The sequence below is a fragment of the Paenibacillus sp. PL91 genome (genome assembly GCF_012935325.2).
Lineage (GTDB): Bacteria > Bacillota > Bacilli > Paenibacillales > Paenibacillaceae > Pristimantibacillus.
This window is the reverse complement of sequence record NZ_JABBYG020000007.1, coordinates 209721-228682: the sequence shown is the minus strand read 5'-3', so window position 1 is coordinate 228682 and position 18962 is coordinate 209721. Positions and strand designations below refer to the sequence as shown.

18 protein-coding genes and 1 riboswitch are annotated in these 18962 nt (G+C 49.0%); of the genes, 3 read left to right on the top strand and 15 right to left on the bottom strand.

Features of this window, described 5'->3' with window-relative positions; all coding sequences use genetic code 11:
• Positions 1-2: 2 nt before the first annotated feature.
• From HI950_RS18010 to spoIIR, 8 genes are all read right to left on the bottom strand, one after another.
• Positions 3-1685 (bottom strand): peptide ABC transporter substrate-binding protein, encoded by a 1683-nt coding sequence (locus HI950_RS18010; protein ID WP_317618399.1) that lies wholly within the window; start codon positions 1683-1685, stop codon positions 3-5.
• Between the two features lie 659 nt (positions 1686-2344).
• A complete protein-coding gene (locus HI950_RS18005) occupies positions 2345-3592 on the bottom strand; it encodes a serine hydroxymethyltransferase (RefSeq protein ID WP_169084479.1) in 1248 nt (415 codons plus the stop codon).
• Positions 3593-3673: 81 nt separating this feature from the next.
• A complete protein-coding gene (locus HI950_RS18000; RefSeq protein WP_169084478.1) occupies positions 3674-4279 on the bottom strand; it encodes a TIGR01440 family protein in 606 nt (201 codons plus the stop codon).
• 15 nt (positions 4280-4294) lie between these two features.
• The gene (gene rpiB, locus HI950_RS17995) at positions 4295-4753 is read right to left on the bottom strand and encodes a ribose 5-phosphate isomerase B (protein WP_169084477.1); all 459 of its coding nucleotides are present in this window, start codon (positions 4751-4753) and stop codon (positions 4295-4297) included.
• Between the two features lie 98 nt (positions 4754-4851).
• Positions 4852-4934: riboswitch (ZMP/ZTP riboswitch) on the bottom strand.
• 71 nt (positions 4935-5005) lie between these two features.
• Complete coding sequence (locus HI950_RS17990) at positions 5006-5584, bottom strand: low molecular weight protein arginine phosphatase (RefSeq protein ID WP_169084476.1); 579 nt, start codon at positions 5582-5584, stop codon at positions 5006-5008.
• Between the two features lie 41 nt (positions 5585-5625).
• Positions 5626-6186, bottom strand: coding sequence for a manganese efflux pump MntP (locus tag HI950_RS17985; RefSeq protein ID WP_169084474.1), 561 nt, complete (start codon positions 6184-6186; stop codon positions 5626-5628).
• A gap of 131 nt (positions 6187-6317) precedes the next feature.
• Positions 6318-7379: an L-threonylcarbamoyladenylate synthase gene (locus HI950_RS17980; RefSeq protein ID WP_169084472.1), complete on the bottom strand. Its 1062-nt coding sequence runs from the start codon at positions 7377-7379 to the stop codon at positions 6318-6320.
• 125 nt (positions 7380-7504) lie between these two features.
• Complete coding sequence (gene spoIIR, locus HI950_RS17975; protein ID WP_169084470.1) at positions 7505-8281, bottom strand: stage II sporulation protein R; 777 nt, start codon at positions 8279-8281, stop codon at positions 7505-7507.
• Positions 8282-8557: 276 nt separating this feature from the next.
• Here spoIIR and HI950_RS17970 point away from each other — a divergent pair, with 276 nt between their 5' ends.
• Both HI950_RS17970 and HI950_RS17965 read left to right on the top strand, forming a co-directional pair.
• The gene (locus HI950_RS17970; RefSeq protein WP_169084468.1) at positions 8558-9430 is read left to right on the top strand and encodes an RNA polymerase sigma-70 factor; all 873 of its coding nucleotides are present in this window, start codon (positions 8558-8560) and stop codon (positions 9428-9430) included.
• Positions 9431-9555: 125 nt separating this feature from the next.
• Positions 9556-9993 (top strand): carboxymuconolactone decarboxylase family protein, encoded by a 438-nt coding sequence (locus HI950_RS17965; RefSeq protein WP_169084466.1) that lies wholly within the window; start codon positions 9556-9558, stop codon positions 9991-9993.
• 547 nt (positions 9994-10540) lie between these two features.
• On the opposite strand, the gene prmC is transcribed toward HI950_RS17965, so the two are convergent.
• The 3 genes from prmC to ychF form a co-directional block, all read right to left on the bottom strand.
• Entirely contained in the window at positions 10541-11497 is a 957-nt protein-coding gene (prmC, locus tag HI950_RS17960) for a peptide chain release factor N(5)-glutamine methyltransferase (RefSeq protein WP_169084464.1), read from the bottom strand.
• Between the two features lie 114 nt (positions 11498-11611).
• On the bottom strand, positions 11612-12682 hold the full coding sequence (gene prfA, locus HI950_RS17955) for a peptide chain release factor 1 (protein ID WP_169084462.1): 1071 nt from the start codon (positions 12680-12682) through the stop codon (positions 11612-11614).
• Between the two features lie 168 nt (positions 12683-12850).
• A complete protein-coding gene (gene ychF / locus HI950_RS17950; RefSeq protein WP_169084460.1) occupies positions 12851-13951 on the bottom strand; it encodes a redox-regulated ATPase YchF in 1101 nt (366 codons plus the stop codon).
• Between the two features lie 216 nt (positions 13952-14167).
• Here ychF and HI950_RS17945 point away from each other — a divergent pair, with 216 nt between their 5' ends.
• Positions 14168-14311, top strand: coding sequence for a hypothetical protein (locus tag HI950_RS17945; RefSeq protein WP_169084458.1), 144 nt, complete (start codon positions 14168-14170; stop codon positions 14309-14311).
• Positions 14312-14409: 98 nt separating this feature from the next.
• Here HI950_RS17945 and HI950_RS36745 read toward each other — a convergent pair whose 3' ends face one another.
• From HI950_RS36745 to HI950_RS17925, 4 genes are all read right to left on the bottom strand, one after another.
• Complete coding sequence (locus tag HI950_RS36745; RefSeq protein WP_169084456.1) at positions 14410-16791, bottom strand: S-layer homology domain-containing protein; 2382 nt, start codon at positions 16789-16791, stop codon at positions 14410-14412.
• Positions 16792-16933: 142 nt separating this feature from the next.
• Complete coding sequence (locus tag HI950_RS17935) at positions 16934-18196, bottom strand: phospholipid carrier-dependent glycosyltransferase (protein WP_169084454.1); 1263 nt, start codon at positions 18194-18196, stop codon at positions 16934-16936.
• Between the two features lie 31 nt (positions 18197-18227).
• On the bottom strand, positions 18228-18572 hold the full coding sequence (locus HI950_RS17930) for an EamA family transporter (RefSeq protein WP_169084452.1): 345 nt from the start codon (positions 18570-18572) through the stop codon (positions 18228-18230).
• Positions 18572-18916 (bottom strand): DUF2304 domain-containing protein, encoded by a 345-nt coding sequence (locus tag HI950_RS17925; RefSeq protein WP_169084450.1) that lies wholly within the window; start codon positions 18914-18916, stop codon positions 18572-18574. Before HI950_RS17925 ends, HI950_RS17930 begins: the two co-directional genes overlap by 1 nt.
• Between the last annotated feature and the right edge of the window lie 46 nt (positions 18917-18962).

Below are 18962 nucleotides of genomic sequence, written 5' to 3'. Positions count from 1 at the left end.
ACCTATTCCTTGCTACCAAATACCCAGTCAATATGACCAGCGTAGTCGGATACCACATTTTTGATTCCGTCTTTTACCATCGTTACAGTCGTATAGTAGTAAAGCGGCAATGCACCCATATCGTCCGCAAATGCGATTTTCTCAGCTGCGGCTACTTTTTCCATGCCTTCTTTGATATCCGTAGTCAATAGGGATTCGTCAAGCAGCTTCCCTACTTCTGGATTGTTGTATTTACCGTCGTTGTTGCCGGATTTCGGGTGAATCAAGTCATACGTGAAGTTGATCGGGTGGTTGAAGTCCGCGCCCCAGCCGGAACGTGCGATATCGAATTGACCCGCTTTTCTGGACTCAAGGAAAGTACCCCATTCTTGGTTAGAAAGTTTAACTTCTACGCCAAGATTTTTACGCCACATGTCTACGATAGCTTCTGCGATCGCTTTGTGACCATCATCTGTGTTGTAAAGAAGAGTAACTTCAGGCAATGCTGTCAGACCGCTATCAGCCAAGCCTTCCGCAAGAAGCTTCTTCGCTTCTTCCACATTCTCTTGGAAGTAATCAGTGTCTGGGTACATTTCACGGTACGATTTGCCGTCAACACCAGCGATACTTGGCGGTACCAATGCAAATGCTGGTTGTTGGTTTGCTTTTGCAACATTGTCGATCAGACTTTGGCGATCTACAGCCATTGCGAATGCTTTACGGATTTTTACGTTGTTGAAAGGTGCTTTCGTCGTATTGAATAGGTAGTAATAAGTCGAAGCGACCGTTTTGATTTCTGCTTTGCCATCTTTCACAAGCTGAGGCGTTCTGTCTGTAGGCACGGATCCCGCTTGAGCGCCGATCCAGTCAATTTTGTCTGTATCGTACAGGTTGTAAACCGTGTTTGTATCATTAATCAGCGAAATGGTAACTTTGTCGAAATTAACAGCTGATTTGTTGTAGTAGTCAGGGTTTTTCTCAAGAATAAGCTTGTCCTCATGTTTCCATTCTTTTAGAAGGAATGGACCGTTGGATACAATCGTATTTGCTTCTGATGCCCATTCAGGCTTGCCTTCAACTGAGGCTTGGTGCACTGGCAAATAAGTATAGTGAGACACAAGGCTTATGAAGTAGGGAGCTGGTGTGTACAACTTCACTTCCAAAGTGTGCTCGTCCAAAGCCTTAACGCCAAGTTGATTCACGTCAGTAATTTCACCTGCGTTGATTTTTTCTGCATTTTCTAGGTAATAAAGCATGTAAGCATAGTCAGCAGCCGTTTCAGGCTTCAGTGTGCGCTGCCAGGAATAAACGAAATCTTGTGCTGTGACAGGGTCGCCGTTGCTCCATTTCACATCATCACGCAATGTGAACGTGTAAGTTTTGCCGTCTTCGGAAATCTTCCACTCTTTTGCAACTGCAGCTTCAGGCTCGCCGTTTGTGTTCAGACGAGTTAAGCCTTCATACAAACCCGCTGCAACGATACTTGATTGAGCATCCGTCATTAAAGCAGGATCCAAGCTTGGTGGTTCACTTGCCAATGTGAAGCGGAACTCTTGAGGAGCTTTCGTTTCTCCTCCGTTGGTGGCGCCGCCATTGTTCGACGGATCCGGTTTGTTGTTGTTGCTGGAACAAGCAGACAACAGCATGCTACACGCGATCACTAGCACCAGCATGAATTGAGCTGGCTTTCTGAAACTCCCTTTCACAACCATCAACTCCCATTTATAAATAATTTTTGTTAAAACCAACCTTAATAGGGTGAAGATAACTTTTTGCCCCCTGTGTCATAAAAACTAACATTAAGATAATATTAAGTTAGTATTAATCAACGATATAAAATATACAACTTAATTTTAATAATTGTCAACTCGAATCTTGAATTCAAAACTTTCCAACAGCCCGTTTTATTATGCCGAATCTGATATTTTTGAGCATCAGAGTCAGCGTCCTCTTTCTCATTTACTTTATTGCATTACCACGAATATGCATTAATGCATATTCGCATTACCACGCATAAGTACTAATACGATTCAGCATTAATGCAGCTCCGTTTTCATCCTTTTACACAACCAATATTTTAATTTAACCGGAATCATCTTCCTCGAAACCCATTCCTTTATTTGAATCAAATAAGGCTAGCTTAACCTCATTTGAAGGTAGTTCCCACCCCAAAAAAGGTATATTATGTGAATTAATTATCGCATATAATTTGCTCAATTATTATGAATAGACAATAATAATGAAAATTTCAATGCCTCGTTGAAGCCATAACCGCATGTTTGTGCAGCTAAATTAAAAAAACCGCCTTCGGTTAGTAACCCGAGGCGGTGTTTATTAATATATTCTGTAAGGTTCAGTATCTCAATTAGTATTTCATTTCTGGGTAAAGCGGGTATTGCGCAGTAAGGTCACGAACCATTCCGCGAGCTTTCACAAGCACTTCTTGATCCTGCGGGCTGTTAAGCACAAGCGCGATAACCTCAGCAATCACCTTCATCGCTTTCTCGTCCATGCCGCGAGCAGTCGCTGCAGGCGTACCGATACGAATGCCGGATGTAACGAATGGGCTGGTTGGGTCGAATGGAATTGCGTTTTTGTTTACCGTGATGCCTACCTCATCCAACACATGCTCAGCTACTTTACCCGTAATGTTCAGGTTGCGCGTGTCGAGCAGCATCAAGTGGTTGTCCGTACCGCCGGATACGATGTTAAAGCCTTTTGCCACAAGCTCTTCGGAAAGAACCTTTGCATTTTTAACGACCTGTGTTGCGTACTGCTTAAATTCCGGTTTTAGAGCTTCGCCGAAAGCAACTGCTTTAGCTGCAATAATATGCATCAACGGGCCGCCTTGCGAGCCTGGGAATACCGCTTTATCGATTGCCGCTGCCCAAGGCTGGCGACAAAGGATCATACCGCCGCGTGGTCCGCGAAGTGTTTTGTGAGTCGTTGTCGTTACGAAATGCGCGTGAGGTACCGGGCTCGGGTGCAAGCCTGCTGCTACCAAACCAGCAATGTGCGCCATATCAACCATAAACAATGCGCCTACATCAGTCGCGATTTTGCCTAGCTTCTCGAAATCGATGGTACGCGGGTAAGCACTTGCGCCAGCTACGATCAAGCGAGGACGGTGTTTGAATGCAAGCTTGCGAACTTCTTCGTAATCGATTGTGAAGGAGTCCTCTTGCACGCCGTACGCCACGAAATTGTAGAGCAAGCCGGATGCATTAACCGGGCTGCCGTGCGTCAAGTGACCGCCATGCGCCAGGTTCATACCAAGAACCGTATCGCCAGGCTGCAAAGCTGCAAGGTAAACAGCCATGTTCGCTTGTGCGCCGGAGTGAGGCTGAACGTTCGCGTGCTCAGCACCGAACAATTCTTTCGCACGATTACGAGCGATGTCCTCCACGATATCCACATGCTCACAACCACCGTAGAAACGCTTGCTTGGGTAGCCTTCTGCATATTTGTTCGTCAGCACGCTTCCCATTGCTTCCAGTACCGCTTCGCTAACGATATTCTCGGATGCGATTAGCTCGATATTATCGCGTTGGCGATCTAGCTCAAGGCCTAGCGCTTTTAGAACCTCTGGATCTTGCTTGCGTAAATTTTCCATTTCAATTTTCCTCCTCAAGTTAGACAGCCTGTATTTTAAAAAGGGTTATAAAATCAACTCATTATGGCTCGATACTGTAATCTACTCGCATGTTCCAGCTGATTGCTCCGCCGTTATATTCGTTTCCAGCTCGTATACCGCGCGGGAACCGCCAATGAGCTTCGGTCTCGTCACGGCCATCGTCACGTGAGCCTCGCCAATACTGCGAATCGTTGGACGAACCGGAACCGCGACTCGCTTCAAATGCATGCCGATGAACGTATCGCCGATATCGATGCCGGCATGCGCCTGCACAGTCTCCACCAAGCATGCCGATTCCAGCTGACGATAGGCGTATGCCGCCATCGACCCGCCCGCTTTTGGAACCGGAACCGCGCCTACGATGTCGAGGCCATAACGCTCTGCGGCAGCCCGCTCGATAACGAGCGCGCGATTCAAATGCTCGCAGCATTGATATACCGGGATAAAGCCGACCTCGCTGCGAACAGCCTCCACGCCTGCATAAATCTGCTCAGCCGTATCCATTGTCCCCGCTGTACCGATGCGGTGGCCGAGCACCTCACTTGTACTTACACCAATGACGAGCAGCTGACTCATAACGAGCCCGCCTGCGGACACCAGCTCTCTCACAATCGTCTCTACCTGCGCAGCAATGACTCCCGGCTGTACATGGATATTTTCACTCATTGCGATGCCCCCCAATTAGGACTGGCTGATATGTTGCTCTTCGATTTGCATCACTTTATTTACCCGGCCTACATGACGCTCTCCGTTTGAGAACGGCGTTTCAAGCCAAATACGAATAATTTCCAAGGCTACTCCAGGACCGATAACGCGTTCCCCAAGCGCCAATACATTAGTGTCGTTATGCTCGCGTGTAGCTTTTGCAGAAAACATATCATTTACTAGCGCGCAGCGGATGCCTCGCACTTTATTTGCAGCAATCGACATGCCAATTCCTGTTCCGCAAATCAAAATACCCCGCTCTGCTTTGCCGCTCGTAACAAGGTCGCATACGGGCAATGCATAGTCCGGATAATCAACCGATTGGTCGCAGCTGCAACCTACATCTTCAATTTCATGACCGAGCGATTGAAGAAAAGGGACAACCTCGTCCTTCAAACGGTAGCCCGCATGATCGGCACCAATAGCAATTTTCAACGCAAAAGACCTCCTTCGAAATGATACATCACAGTGCTAGTATACCTATTTTTGCAAAAAAAGACGAAAAAAGAGCAAGACATGCTAATCAGCATGCTGCTCTTTGCCCAGGCGACCGGCCGTATATTCCGATGCTCCACCGTGGTTTAACCCACTTCCGTCGCCAGTTACATCGGAAACCGTATATTGTCTTTTTATAATAGCTGAACATTCGTGAAAAATCAATCTATAACATTGGTGGCATTTGTGGAATTATCTCTTAGAAAGCTTGTCCAGCAGCTTCACGAGCGCATCCTCAATTTCAATCGCGCTGGTGCTGTAAACCGACAGCGAGCCTCCGAATGGATCAACGATGTCGAAACTTGGAATACGGCGCTCCAGCTCCAACAGCCGGCTTCTCTCTGCCGAGGTCAATTGCTGGCCAAGCGCTTGCTTCATGTGGAGCTCCGAATAGAGCCGCTCCAGCTCCTCGATATCGGCGAGCACGCGAGCATCCTGATTGGCGTATTCTTTTAAGGTAAATGTTTTGTCGACCGCTTCCGGATGCCATTGCAGCAGACCCCGCTTGTGATTAGCCGTCATCGTCAATATAATGTCCGCCCATTCAACCGCCTCGCTCGTCAGCGCAAGAGATGTGCTTTTATGATCAATGTCGCGTTGTCTAAGCGTCTCTACCGCATGCGCAGAGACCGGCAATCCGTCAATTGTAGATATGCCCGCTGAACGTACAGCAACTGTAATGTTTCTCAGAGCAGCCATCCGGCGCAGCATAGCCTCCGCCATCGGCGAGCGGCATGTATTGCCGGTACAAACAAATAAAATACGCTTCACACTGCCAACTCCCTTTCTACCCGATTCGAAATGTCTGTCCATCAAAAAATAAATAAGATACCAAAGACGAATAAAATCCCTCCGCCAATGGCTTCACCATATTCACCAAAATTACCGCTTACCTTGCGTCCGAGCATTAAGCCCAGCACCGACATCAGCCCACCAAAAAAACCGATAAGCAGAATGGTCGTCCACAAATTAGCCGCAAACATGCCAAGCGTTATGCCTACGGAGAAGGAATCGATACTGACGCTAAGCGACAGCACCGTCAAGCCCCATAATGATCGATGGTCAAAAGATTGCACCGCGTCTCCGCGCAGCGAGCTATAGATCATATGCCCCCCGAGCAGCACCAGCAAAACACCGGCTGCAGTCGTTGCGACATCCCCGAGCAAGCTGCCTACATACTGACCGGTAAATATGCCTGCAAGCGGCATTATAACATGAAACAACGCGATCACAAGGCCGAGCTTTAGTATATCCAGCAGCCGAATACCTTTCAGCCCAATGCCAAGTCCGAGTGAAAAAGCGTCTAAACCAAGCGCCAACGCGATTATAAGCAGCGTCAACAGCTGTCCGGCATGCAAATGTGCTTCGACCACAGTCTATCTCCCCCATGTCCGCCCGTATTCTATACCAAACATATGCGGACATGAGGACAAACATACTATTGCTGTTGCCAGCTAAATTTTCGATGTGCCAAATTGACTTTATAACCGCTTTCTATACCTGCCTATACGCAAATGATTCGATTGCCTGCAGCTTTAGCCAGACGGTTCATCAGAGCTGCGCCAATGCCATCTCCGCTGCAGCCCTCCGCCCATATGCGCTGCGCGCCAGCAACGTCAAAATCACGCAAGGCTGCGTACAGCAGATGAGCTGCTGCATCCAGCTCCGTCTCGCTGCCTAGAGATAATACGGAGTCCGCCTCATAACGCATAAGCCGTTCTTCAAAGGCAAGCACGCCCGTTATCTCGCCGCGTTCCCTCGCAGCTCCTGCTTGTTCTCGAATATACGCCACAACAGCCTCAGAATCGCCCTGTACGAGCTCGAGTTCTCCTTGCGGCGCATAATGCGTATACTTCATGCCAGGGGAACGTGGGGCCATCTCAGGCTCCTCTGCCGAGCCGTTATCAATTGTCGTTGCCGGCGCAGCTTGCTGCAGCTCCTCAAGCGTTACTCCACCTGGACGCAAAATACGAATGCTATGCTCGCCAACCAGCTCAATGACCGTCGATTCTAAGCCGACACCTGTCGGTCCGTCATCCACAACGCCATCAATACGTCCATCCAAATCGTCCAGCACATGCTCGGCAAGCGTGGGACTCGGTCTTCCCGATCGGTTCGCGCTCGGTGCCGCAATCGGACAGCCCGCTTCCGCTAGCAGCGCAAGCGCCGTTCGATGATCCGGCATCCGAATGCCCACAGTTGACAAGCCTGCCGTCACAAGCGGAGAGAGCACACCGGCACGAACGGGAAGCACAATCGTAAGCGGTCCCGGCCAAAAACGATCCATAAGCGCTGCGGCCAGCGGCGGATAAGGCAGCACCAGCTCATCCAATTGCTCGCGGTAAGCGATATGGACAATAAGGGGATTGTCCGAGGGACGTCCCTTTGCGGTAAATATCCGCTCAACAGCCGCTGTGTTTCGTGCATCCGCGCCTAGCCCATACACAGTCTCCGTCGGAAAAGCAATTAATCCGCCTTCCTTCAGCTGACCAGCAGCCTCCGCAAGCTTCTCGCGGAGCTGATCGTCATCAGCTTTCTTCACGCGCCATATATTTGTTGTCGTCATCTCTATCCTTCAATCCTTGCCACTAAAATTAAATTGTCCATTCATCCGCTATTATAGCATAAGCTCCCCGAAACGAGCAGAAACGACAGTCCCTTCTTCACAAACCTAGAAGGAACTGCCGCTTCTTATGCAAACAATGATTTAATCCAATCGATAAACGATTTGATCATTTCCCAGAGAAAAAACTTCGCTTCCGGCGCTTCGCCTTCAGAAGGGGCATCGGCAGGCGCATTTGCAGGCGCTGCTTGCAATGCTGCTGCTTTCTCAGGAGCTGCATCTGCTTTCACAGCCGCAGTCTGTACCGTTCCCTCGGCAGGCGCTGCCGAAGCCTCGCCAGTCGCAGCGTCAATGAAGCAAAGCGGCGGGAACAGCACGCACCACCAATTTTGGCCATCGCCTTCGCCAAGCGTAATGCGGAGCGCTTCATAATCGCCAGCGGGATATACTTGATTCCCATACATTTTAGTCGGAAAAGGCACCAACCCAAGCTCTGCGGAGGAGCCGTAGACAAAGCCGCGACTCTTCAGTACTTTTTCAGTAATCCGTTCGATTTCAGGCATATTGGCGATAATCGTCCGACGTGCTTCCTCAATCGTCTGAGGACCTGTAACCCAGCCGTTCATCGCTTTAACGATCTCATCCCGCACAAGACGCTTAACGACTTGGTCAGCGGGATTATCGGAATTGGCTAATATACGCAAACGAATCGCTTCCTGCGGGATTTGGCCGTTTGCAAGCGCAGCGTCCATCTTCTGGGCTTCCCAGCTCATAATTAAAATAATAATAGCAAAAACAATAAAACCATATGATTTGCGGTAAGCAAATTTATTTGAACGAACCGAATTAGAATGAGCGGACTTCGAAATATTAGAATAGGAATGATTGGAATAATGGCTGGACATACAACACAAGCTCCTCTCGTCGCACCCGTCAGTGCGTCTGCTTGCGTTCCGGAACGTATCTATCCGTCATTATGTCCGCCTGCCCTAGTATATAAACCTAGCAATCTATCTTTTTTATTTTCTATGCTGAGAGTAGGAGTAAAAAGAAACGAAGAAAGGGATCGAAAGCTTTACGTAACAGATGATTGGCACGTTATAATAAATGTCAGTAATAATACAAAACGTTTCAGCCAGCTTGTAGATCCTCTATTTTTCACAAGATAAGGACGGTTGCCCATGAATTTCGAAACGACCTATGCCACCTATCGCCCCCTGCTCCACTCCATCGCCTATCGCATGCTCGGCTCCTACAGCGAGGCTGAGGATCTGGTCCAAGACGTATTTGCAGATTACAGCCGATTGGATGCTAGCGAAATAAACAATGAAAAAGCCTATTTAATTCGAATGGTTACGAATCGCAGTTTGAACCTCAATCAATCCGCACGCAAACGCAGAGAGGTGTATACCGGGGAATGGCTCCCAGAGCCCGATGTCGTTTCCGTCAAGCAAGACCCGGCGGAGCTGTATGACCTCCATGAGTCGGTCTCCTATGCGCTCTTGGTCATGCTCGAGCAGCTCTCCGCTGTCGAGCGAGCCGTGTTTATACTTCGGGAATCGCTTCAGTACGATTACGAGGAAATCGCAGCTTGCCTGCAAAAATCGGAAGCCAACTGCCGGAAAATCTATAGCCGAGCCAAAGAAAAGCTCCATAGGGAACGGGAATCGCTTCCGGTAAACTCGGACAAAGCCGCGCCGCTCGCCGTTACCTTCATGGAGGCTGCGGCGTCCGGAAACTTTGACAAGCTCATTTCGCTTTTGACGGAAGAGGCTGTACTCGTTTCCGATGGCGGAGGAAAAGTTCGTGCCGCTATATTCGCTATTGTCAGCAGAGCTCGCGTCACGGCCTTTTTGCAGGGCGTCATTCCAAGAACCTTTCTGGGCGATGGCCATCAGTTTGCTATCGTTAACGGACAATTTGGCATCATTATTAAAAAAGACGGCATGCCTAGAAGTGTCATCAGCTTTCGGCTGGATGAGACCGAGCAGCGAGTTGAGCGAATATATATCATGCTGAACCCTGACAAACTGAAGCATGTCCGGCTCGATTAAGCGAATTGAAAAAACTTTTCGGATCTTCTGTCACAACCGGTGTCGCTCCTTTGTCTTAGATGATGAAGAATCGCATTTAGCTCAAAATGGGCTGACAAATCGGATGATAGAGGAGAATGAATAACATGACAAAGAGAACCGTAATCATGAAAGAAACGCCAGGGGCTTACCAAGCAATGATCGGTTTGGAAAAATTTTTAGGCACGACCAGCATCGATAAACAGCTGAAAGAATTGATCAAAATTCGCGCTTCGCAAATAAACGGCTGCGCATACTGTATCAATATGCATACCAAGGACGCAAGAGAGCTGGGAGAAACGGAGAAGCGGATATATGCCTTGAGCGCTTGGCGCGATACACCATACTTTACGGAAGCAGAGCGTGCTGTGCTCGCCTTGACGGAAGCTGTCACCGTTATTACAAAGGAGCATGTGCCTGATTCGGTGTACGATGAGGTCGCTCGCCATTTCGATAGCACGCAGGTAGCCGAAATCATTATGGCCATTATTACGATAAATGCATGGAACCGCATTGCGATTAGTACGAATATGATGCCGGAGTGAATGAATTGGGGTTAGTGATTTTACGGAGTAAGTGAGTGGGTGTTGGTTGGCATGAGTTTTCTGAGTGAGTGAATGGGCGCTAGTCGGCAAGAATTACGGAGCGAGTGAGTAAGCGCGACAGTGAGCAGAGTCGGCCGAAGTAAGTGGGTAGCGAGCAGGAGTAAGTGATGATGGGTTACTGAGTAGATAATAGTTTGGGTCTCAGAAAGTTCTGATCGTATTGGGCTCTTTTGCTGCAATACACCAGAAATGCCTATTCTAACTTTGCTTCTTTGCTACGTTTGTACAACAGAATCACCCATTTTGCTCTCAGTTTCCACCATATTAGCTGTTTCTGTTGCACTTCTGCAATGTAGCTCGTCATTCGTGGCTTCATGTCAGGTTTCTGTTGCACTTTCTGCAATGGAGCTCATCCCAAACGTTTCAGAGACTTAAGCGACAAACCACAAACAAAAAATAGGATGCTGCCGAATAAGCAATTTGGCGGCATCCTATTTCATTTTCGCCTAAATAGGCGGCGTATGGAGTAAGAAATATCTTTATTCTCTTAACGCGGCTGCGATTGAACCGCAATAACATGGCGTTCGATTCCCGCATAGTCATTGATGATGCGGATATCATCCCATGCGCCCATGCTGCGCATCATGTCTGCGACGATGCGAGGCTGGCCCATGCCGAGCTCGAAGGCGACGATGCGAGGCATCTGAACGAGCAGCGGAAGCTGTTCCAGCATGCGGCGGTACGGATCCAAGCCGTCCGCCCCTCCTTCCAGCGCGAGATGCGGCTCATAGTCGCGCACCTCGCGCTGCAGGCCTGGCATATCCGCCGCAGGAATGTACGGCGGATTAGAGACCAGCACATCGATGCGAAGCCGATCGTGCACACTCTGCTCATGCCCATATATGAAGGGCATGAGCAGGTCGCCCTGCACGAACGCCATTCGGTCCGCCGCTTCATGGCGGGCCGCGTTCGTGCGGGCGACTGCCAGCGCGTCCGGCGACAGGTCGGACGCGCTCACGCGCCACGCGGGACGCTGCGCAGCTAGCGTGACGGCGATGGCGCCGCTGCCTGTGCCGACGTCAACGATCGTCGGCGCAAGCTCTCCGCCTGCGCTTACGCCCGCACCCGCTGCCTGCGGCCAGATCAGATCGGTCGCTTCCAGCACGGCCTCAACGAGCAGCTCCGTCTCCGGCCGAGGAATAAGCACGGCCGGCGATACGGCAAACGGCCGGCCATAAAACCACTGCTCGCCGATCATATATTGGACCGGCTCACCCAGCGCCTTCCGGCGCACGAGCTGCTCCCAATCGGCCAGCTTCTCCGATGGGAAAGGATCCCCTCCGTCGCGAAGCAGCGCTGCCCGGTCGATATTGAGCAAATGCATGAGCAGCAGCTCCGCATTATTGCGCGGCTCCTCGACCGCCTCCTCCTTCAACAAAGAGGCGGCTTTCATGCTTGCCTCACGAATCGATAGCGGCAGCGTAAACCACTGACCTACATTCATGCCGATCACTCCCTCCACATTCCTACTGCAGTTCCGCGAGCTGCCCAAAACCTAATAAAACGCCGGGCCGCTGGATGCTTATCGTAAGCATCCGGCAACCCAGCGCATTATGGTTTAAGCCATTTCGCGTTCCATCAGATCCGCTTGCTCCGCAATCGTGAGCGACGAAATTACTTCCGTCAAATCACCGTTCATCACGGAATCCAGCTTATGAAGCGTAAGTCCAATGCGGTGATCCGTTACACGGCTTTGCGGGAAATTGTACGTGCGAATACGTTCGCTACGATCTCCCGTTCCAACCTTGCTCTTCCGCTCGCCGGCATATTTTGCTTCTTCCTCTTGGCGACGAACATCGGAGATGCGTGCACGAAGCACGGCAAGTGCCTTCGCTTTGTTCTCATTCTGCGATTTGCCATCTTGGCAAGTGGCCATGATTCCTGTCGGAACATGCAATACACGTACCGCGGATTTTGTCGTATTAACCGATTGGCCGCCTGCTCCGCTAGAGCAAAATGTGTCGACGCGAATATCCTTGTCGAGAATTTCAACCTCTACATCTTCAACCTCCGGCATAACGGCTACCGTTGAAGTCGACGTATGAATGCGTCCGCCAGATTCCGTTACCGGAATACGCTGCACGCGATGCGCGCCGCTCTCGAACTTCAGCTTGCTGTACGCGCCCTTGCCCGTAATCATGAAGATAACCTCTTTGAAGCCGCCCAGATCGTTCTCGCTGAAATCCATCAGCTCCACTCTCCAGCCTTGCGTATCCGCAAACTTCGTATACATACGATAAAGCTCATATGCGAACAAAGCTGCCTCGTCGCCGCCCGCAGCGCCGCGAATTTCGACGATAACGTTCTTGTCGTCATTCGGGTCCTTAGGCAATAGTACGATGCGAATTTTCTCATCAAGCTCAGCTTGGCGCTTGCTCAATTCGTCAATTTCCATCTTTACCATTTCACGCATTTCGTCATCGAGCTTCTCTGCCTGCATCAGCTTGGCATCGTCTAGCTGCTCGGTAACTTGTTTATATTCCGTAAAGGCATCATAAGCCTCTTGTAAATCCGACTGCTCCTTGGAAAGCTCTCTAAGCCGCTTGGGATCACTGGATACATCTGGATCACACAATAGCTCACTCAGCTTCTCATACCGGTCTGCGAGTGCTTGTAAACGGTCAAACACGATCATTCACCTCTGTTTATTCCATTAGGATAATGTTCATTATACCATATCAATGGCATTGTATCGACTGCTGGTTTGGATATACAACCAGTAAACTGCGCCCAAATTCAAAATAAAGCCCCGCAAGCGCAGTCCAGCACTCACAGGGCCATATTATTCCCAATTTATTTACACGTTAAAACGGAAGTGGATAACGTCGCCGTCACGCACGACATATTCCTTGCCCTCAAGGCGAACTTGCCCCTTCTCGCGAGCCGCACCCATCGATCCAGCCGCTGCAAGATCCGTAAAGGATACGACCTCGGCACGAATGAAGCCACGCTCGAAATCGGTATGAATTACGCCAGCCGCTTGCGGCGCCTTCGTCCCTTTGCGAATCGTCCATGCGCGAACCTCTTGCACGCCTGCTGTAAAATACGTGTACAGTCCAAGCAATTTATAAGCTGCGCTGATCAAACGGTTAAGGCCTGATTCCGACATGCCCAGCTCCTCAAGGAACATTTCCTTGTCTTCGCCCTCAAGCTCAGCAATTTCTGCTTCAACTTTCGCGCTGATCGGCACCACTTCCGCGCCTTCCGCAGCCGCGAATTCACGAACCCGCTGAACGTACTCATTGCCGTCCGAGTTTGAAACCTCATCCTCGCTCACATTCGCCGCGTACAATACGGTCTTCATCGTCAGCAAATGCAAATCGCGAACAAGCAACTTCTCGTCATCGCTTAGCTCTAAGCTGCGCGCAGGCATATCGTTATACAACGCTTCCTTGATGCGCTCAAGCACTTCGATTTCTTGGGCAACCTTCTTGTCGCCGCCTTTTAAGTTTTTGCGGGAGCGTTCGATCTTCTTGTCAACGGAATCAATATCCGCCAAAATCAGCTCCAAATTAATCGTTTGGATATCGCTGATCGGATCTACTTTTCCTGCTACATGCGTAATATTGTCATCTTGGAAGCAGCGAACGACGTGAACGATCGCATCAACCTCGCGGATATGCGCCAAAAACTTATTGCCAAGACCTTCGCCCTTGCTCGCGCCAGCTACTAAGCCTGCGATATCAACAAATTCGAATGCCGTTGGCACGATGCTCTTCGGAACGACAAGTTCAACCAGCTTGTCCAAACGCTCATCCGGTACCTCAACAACGCCAACATTAGGATCTATTGTACAAAAAGGATAGTTGGCAGATTCTGCCCCTGCTTGTGTAATTGCGTTAAATAATGTCGATTTGCCGACGTTCGGCAAGCCCACGATTCCAGCTTTCAATGCCATGCGATAAGACACCCCTATTTTCCCGAAAGTAAACAACTCCAGCTATTATACCCCAGCGTACCCTACATTGAAAGTGCCAACGGCTCCCGGCAGCCACTTTCATGAGGCTATATGCCGAATAAAGGAGCGTTTCAATACACAAGCTAAGTATCCGCAAATGTAAACTCACGCGTACGAAGTACGTTGTGAATAAAGACATTTAAAGGAGGTGAGCTTATGGAAAATCAATCGCACAAAGGCAATTACAAAGGAACGACGCATATGAAGGCAAAAAATCAGGACATGGCATTCGTCAACGATACGATTGAAGATACGAAGTCCACGTCTAATTTCACTACCAAAAATAAGAAAACGGATTAGCAATTGTTCCAATTGTTCATCATCACGTACCAAAAGGCCTGATTACCGCCGGCTCATCGCTGGCTGTATTCAAGCCTTTTTATTTCTACATCATATCGCTACATTCGAAGAGGTGCTTCCTGCAGCTCAGCGCGCGATTGCAAATAGCGGAAGAAAGCTACGGACGCCTCGCCGCGCGTCACCTGCTTCTTTGGCAAAAACTTGCCGTCTGAAAGGCTCATGATTTTAAGACCCACGACGATCGCCGCCTGACCTTTATTCTCAATCTGCGCAACATCCTTAAATGTCGCTTTGAAAATTTGATCGTAATTCGCAAGCGCATTGTAGCCAAGTGCACGCACGATCAGCTCTGCCATTTCGTCACGTGATACTTTGCCGTTTGGATTGAAGGACCCGTCGCCTACATCGATTAGGTTTTGCTCCAAGGCGGATTCTACGTAAACGAAATAGTTGGAGTCAAAGGCAACATCATTAAATGACGCTTTGGCTGAAGAACGATCGGCAGATGATAAAAATTCGAGTGAACGCCCGCCGTTTCTAGCCAGTACCAGCATCTTGATAAGCTCGCCGCGCGTAACCAGCTCATTCGGTCGTACCTGGCCGTTCTTCACATCAAGCGCCTTGTATGCCACCATCAGCTCAAGCTGGCGCTGCGCAAAATGCCCCTGGGTGTCCTGTGCCTTCGGTTTCTCTAGCTGCGTCGCTTCTCCTGTTTCACGGTTGCGCCAGCCGCCCGACTCGGCATCAAGAAATACGGACTCATCTATCAGCCTAGGCACAAGCCTGTAGACAAGCTCAGCTTCGGTAGTCGTCTCCACCTCGCTGCCCGTTATTTCACCCGCCGCAAGCATCACCTTGTATTTCTCAATTGGGATCGGCTGCCCGTTCCATGAAAACTGCTGAATCAGGCGATACGTCAGCTGCGTGCGATAATAAGTCAACCATTGCTCTACAGCCTGCTCGCTCTTGATCAAAGCTGGAGCGACAGTGGGAAACTCAAAATCAGATAGCTCAGCACCGTAATTGACGATCTCTCCCGTGCGTGAATCGATGGATACGTTAATACGGTCATATTCGACCGCAGCGCCATGAATTTTGTGAACAAAGTCAAAATAATATTGGCGGTTCTCACCATTGATCCCCTCATACTGCTTAGGGTCGGGTTTTACCAAATAGAGCTCATGTGTCAGCCAAGGCAAATGCTTTTTAACCGCATCTACTGCAAGTGTCGTCGCTTGCTCAAGCGTTATGCCCAAGTTTCCTGACTGGCTTTGCTCATTGTACGTATACGTGTAAAAATTACGGACAACTCCACTGCGTCCGTCAACCGTTGCAGAAGCAGAGCCAAGCTCCTTGCCATCTTTCTTAACTGACCAATTTAAATACCAATACGCCTCTAGCTTACCGGTGCTCTCGTTGTTGTTTTCACTGTAGTTTGAGCCGCTCAGCTCGGCGCCAGCGGGCAGCTTGAAAGCCGCCTTGACTGCGTCCGCTGCCTGCTTCTCCGTAACCGCTGCCGCCTTAGGCGCCTCGCTTAACGGCTTCTCCGTCACTGGCGCATCAGAAACGGTACCTGCTCGAACGTATGAATCCGTCCGCTGCTCCTTTGGCTCCCCCGTAGCCGCATCAATGGAAATGGCCTGAAGCTCGTAGCTCAGCACTGGCTTTCTTACTCCCTTCATATTACGGGGCAAAATATAAGCAAGCCGAGGAGCAGCCGCTGCGCGAAGCTTCGCATTCGCTTCTTCTAACGTAAGCTTCGTATCGATTTTTGGAAAGGTAGCCGTATCGTCCCACTGCAAAGAATACCTCCGAATATGCCCTTCGCTATCTACATCCAGTTCAATAAAGTTATCGACATACGGAATGTCATGAACGACACGGTCATATCGGAGCGTGTGGAGTACTTCACCCGATAATGGCGGCAGCAGCTGTACGCCGTAATCCGGATTGTAACGAATCTGAGCCTTGTAATCAGCAGCTATTTTATCAATGAATTGGAGCGCGGTTTGCTGTGCAGCCTCACGTTCAACCTTAAGCGGGTATGTCGGCTTGGCAGATGGATTATCGGTGTACGAGCTGAATTCGAGCAGCTGTCCTTTATCCGCATGAATACGTACGTATATGCTGCCCAAATGCTTGCCGTTTGCTTTCTTCACGAAGTCGAGTCCCCACGAATTGCGCTTTCCGCTTGACAGCATATCCATAGAAAGATTAGCTCCTTGGAGCACGTACTCCTTCGGTATGCTCACATACTGCCTAGCCAGAGCCTCCGCCTTCTCCTTCGTTATCGCGACATTCACTGGAGCTTCAATTGCTTCCCCCATCTTTTCTCCCTCCGACGCAGCCGTTGCTTGCGCTGCCGCATTCGTCCCAGCAGAATTGTTAACGCTTTCAGCAAAAGCCGCAGCAGGCATTACGCTCATCAGCATCGCCGTCGACAGCATAACGGCAAGCCTCTTCTGATTCTTTCTCTTCACAGCTTCACCCTCCCGAGCTTTCCAATTTATTCATAAATTTTAGACGCGCCATACAAAGGGGAAGTTGCACAATAAACGAAAAAAGACTGTCCTCGGCTTACGGCCTTAGAGCAGTCTTTCTTTATCATTTAAGTAAGAAGTGTTAGCCAGTTTTTCTTCGAGAAAAATAGGACCCAATCTTCTGCAGAATATATACACCAAGCCAAGATGACAAAATAATAAATAAAGGCATAACGGTAAAGTTGTAACGGTACTCCGGCACGAAAACGAGTCTGATCATCGACATGATGATGATTACAACCGCAAGCATGGCAGCCGGATGCCTCCATCTCCATACTAGCGCAAGCAGCGGAATAATCGTGCTGTATACGATGAACAGGTGCATATAAGCAATATTTGGATAGGCATTATAAATCGGCGTATGTCCGGAACCAAAAAACATATGCGTATACGTATGTTTGAGTTTGCCTACTGTGTACCATTTTACATACTTCCAAGTTTGCTGCGTGAAACCCGCTTTAATGCGTGCCCAAGCATATTCGTTCTGCGACATTCCGTTTTGGACAACAATTTTGTCGGTATAATCTTTGTTCGGATATGTACCGGCTTTGAATGGATTAGTCTGAGATGCGGTCATAACAAATTCATTCAATGTTGCCACATTGCGAATCCACCAGGGGAGCATCGTCGCCGAAAGGCAAAGGCCAGTAATAATGCCCAGCAATGCGACCTTTTTGAAAATGGCCAGCTTGGAGGCTTTCGCATTCTGCTGTTCCGATTTGGGCTTGAACCACTGCTGGAGCAAAAACACACCATATAACGGAACAAATAGAGGCAGAAACTCTGCTCTGACAAGCACAGTAATCCCGAGCAGTATACCAGCGAGCGCAGCATCGCGTTTTCGCTGCGTACGGAAGGCATAAAGCTGCATCGCCAAGTATGCCATCAGAAAAAATAACGCGAGTGTTTCCGTAAGAACAGCACCGTTCGCCCAAATAAAAGGATGATAGATCGCCGCGATAAACAGCGAAATAATGGCAACCCACTTATTTCTTGTAGCCAGTATCGCAATCATATAAATCAGAATTAAGGTCGCTAAGCTGATGAGCACCTGCACCCATCGAATAAGCGGGAACGGCTCTACGCCAATTTGATCAGCAATGATGTACATACCGGCCATAAAGAACGGATATCCTGGAGTTACCCGGGCATTAGAAACCTCTTCCTTATAGGCATATATGCCTTTATCGAGAAGCCGATGAACCATTTCATCATAATATTTTGTATCATGCGATACGGTATGCTTAACCGAAGTAAGAAAGTCAGCTCTTAGCCAAGACGCAAGCAGAAAAATGAGGACGATCGCTATCGTCCATGCCTTGTTTTTTCTAACCCATTCCACCACGTTCGTTAATCCCCCTCAATCCTAAAACCGCCTATTTCCAAGCGAGTACAATGACACCCGCCAAAATAATAGCAGCCCCAATCCAGCGCTGCACCGGAACCGATTCATGAAATATAAATACAGCCGCTACCAACGCTATTACATATGCCAAGCTTTGCAGCGGATACGCTAAGCTAAGCGGCAGCTTTTTAAGAACATACAGCCACAAAACCGTAGCAATGCCATATAATACGAGCCCCGACCAAATATGCGGCGACCACAGCAACGATACCCACGTATCGCCCTTGGCCGTGTCCATCTTGTTCATACCTGTTTTCCACAATAATTGACCTGAAACAAGAAGCAAAATATTAAAAAACAATACAATATATGCCATTAGGAATCCGACCTTTTGCGTTCGTGTAATTCGTGATGCAAAATACCAAGCTCTTGCGTCAGGCGAATAACCTTCTCCGATAATTTGGAAACGATGACTGTAAGATGAAGAATCAATGCGATGCAAAATAAGATACCGACGAGAAACAACAAAGCTGGCGCGTAATTAATGCCAATGGCATGTGCAAGCGTATCAATAATTTGGACACGTACGGACAAAATCAGCATCACTACGCCAAACAACAGCCATAGCATGGAATACTGCTCGCGCAGTAATCGGCGGTTAATCAGCATAATAAGTACAAACAAAAAAACGACACTTGTGATAATCCACAAGGCTTGCATGGTGTATCCTCCTTAAAGTTTGCGAAGCAAACTCACTTCGTAAGCA

Excerpts from the sequence above, each read along its gene's own strand:
- HI950_RS18005 (WP_169084479.1), bottom strand. The coding sequence starts at position 3,592 with ATGGAAAATTTACGCAAGCAAGATCCAGAGGTTCTAAAAGCGCTAGGC.
- HI950_RS17945 (WP_169084458.1), top strand. The coding sequence starts at position 14,168 with ATGGAAAATCAATCGCACAAAGGCAATTACAAAGGAACGACGCATATG.
- HI950_RS17965 (WP_169084466.1), top strand. The coding sequence starts at position 9,556 with ATGACAAAGAGAACCGTAATCATGAAAGAAACGCCAGGGGCTTACCAA.
- HI950_RS17980 (WP_169084472.1), bottom strand. The coding sequence starts at position 7,379 with ATGACGACAACAAATATATGGCGCGTGAAGAAAGCTGATGACGATCAG.
- HI950_RS17970 (WP_169084468.1), top strand. The coding sequence starts at position 8,558 with ATGAATTTCGAAACGACCTATGCCACCTATCGCCCCCTGCTCCACTCC.
- spoIIR (WP_169084470.1), bottom strand. The coding sequence starts at position 8,281 with ATGTCCAGCCATTATTCCAATCATTCCTATTCTAATATTTCGAAGTCC.
- HI950_RS17925 (WP_169084450.1), bottom strand. The coding sequence starts at position 18,916 with ATGCAAGCCTTGTGGATTATCACAAGTGTCGTTTTTTTGTTTGTACTT.
- ychF (WP_169084460.1), bottom strand. The coding sequence starts at position 13,951 with ATGGCATTGAAAGCTGGAATCGTGGGCTTGCCGAACGTCGGCAAATCG.
- HI950_RS18000 (WP_169084478.1), bottom strand. The coding sequence starts at position 4,279 with ATGAGTGAAAATATCCATGTACAGCCGGGAGTCATTGCTGCGCAGGTA.
- prmC (WP_169084464.1), bottom strand. The coding sequence starts at position 11,497 with ATGAATGTAGGTCAGTGGTTTACGCTGCCGCTATCGATTCGTGAGGCA.
- HI950_RS17930 (WP_169084452.1), bottom strand. The coding sequence starts at position 18,572 with ATGGCATATATTGTATTGTTTTTTAATATTTTGCTTCTTGTTTCAGGT.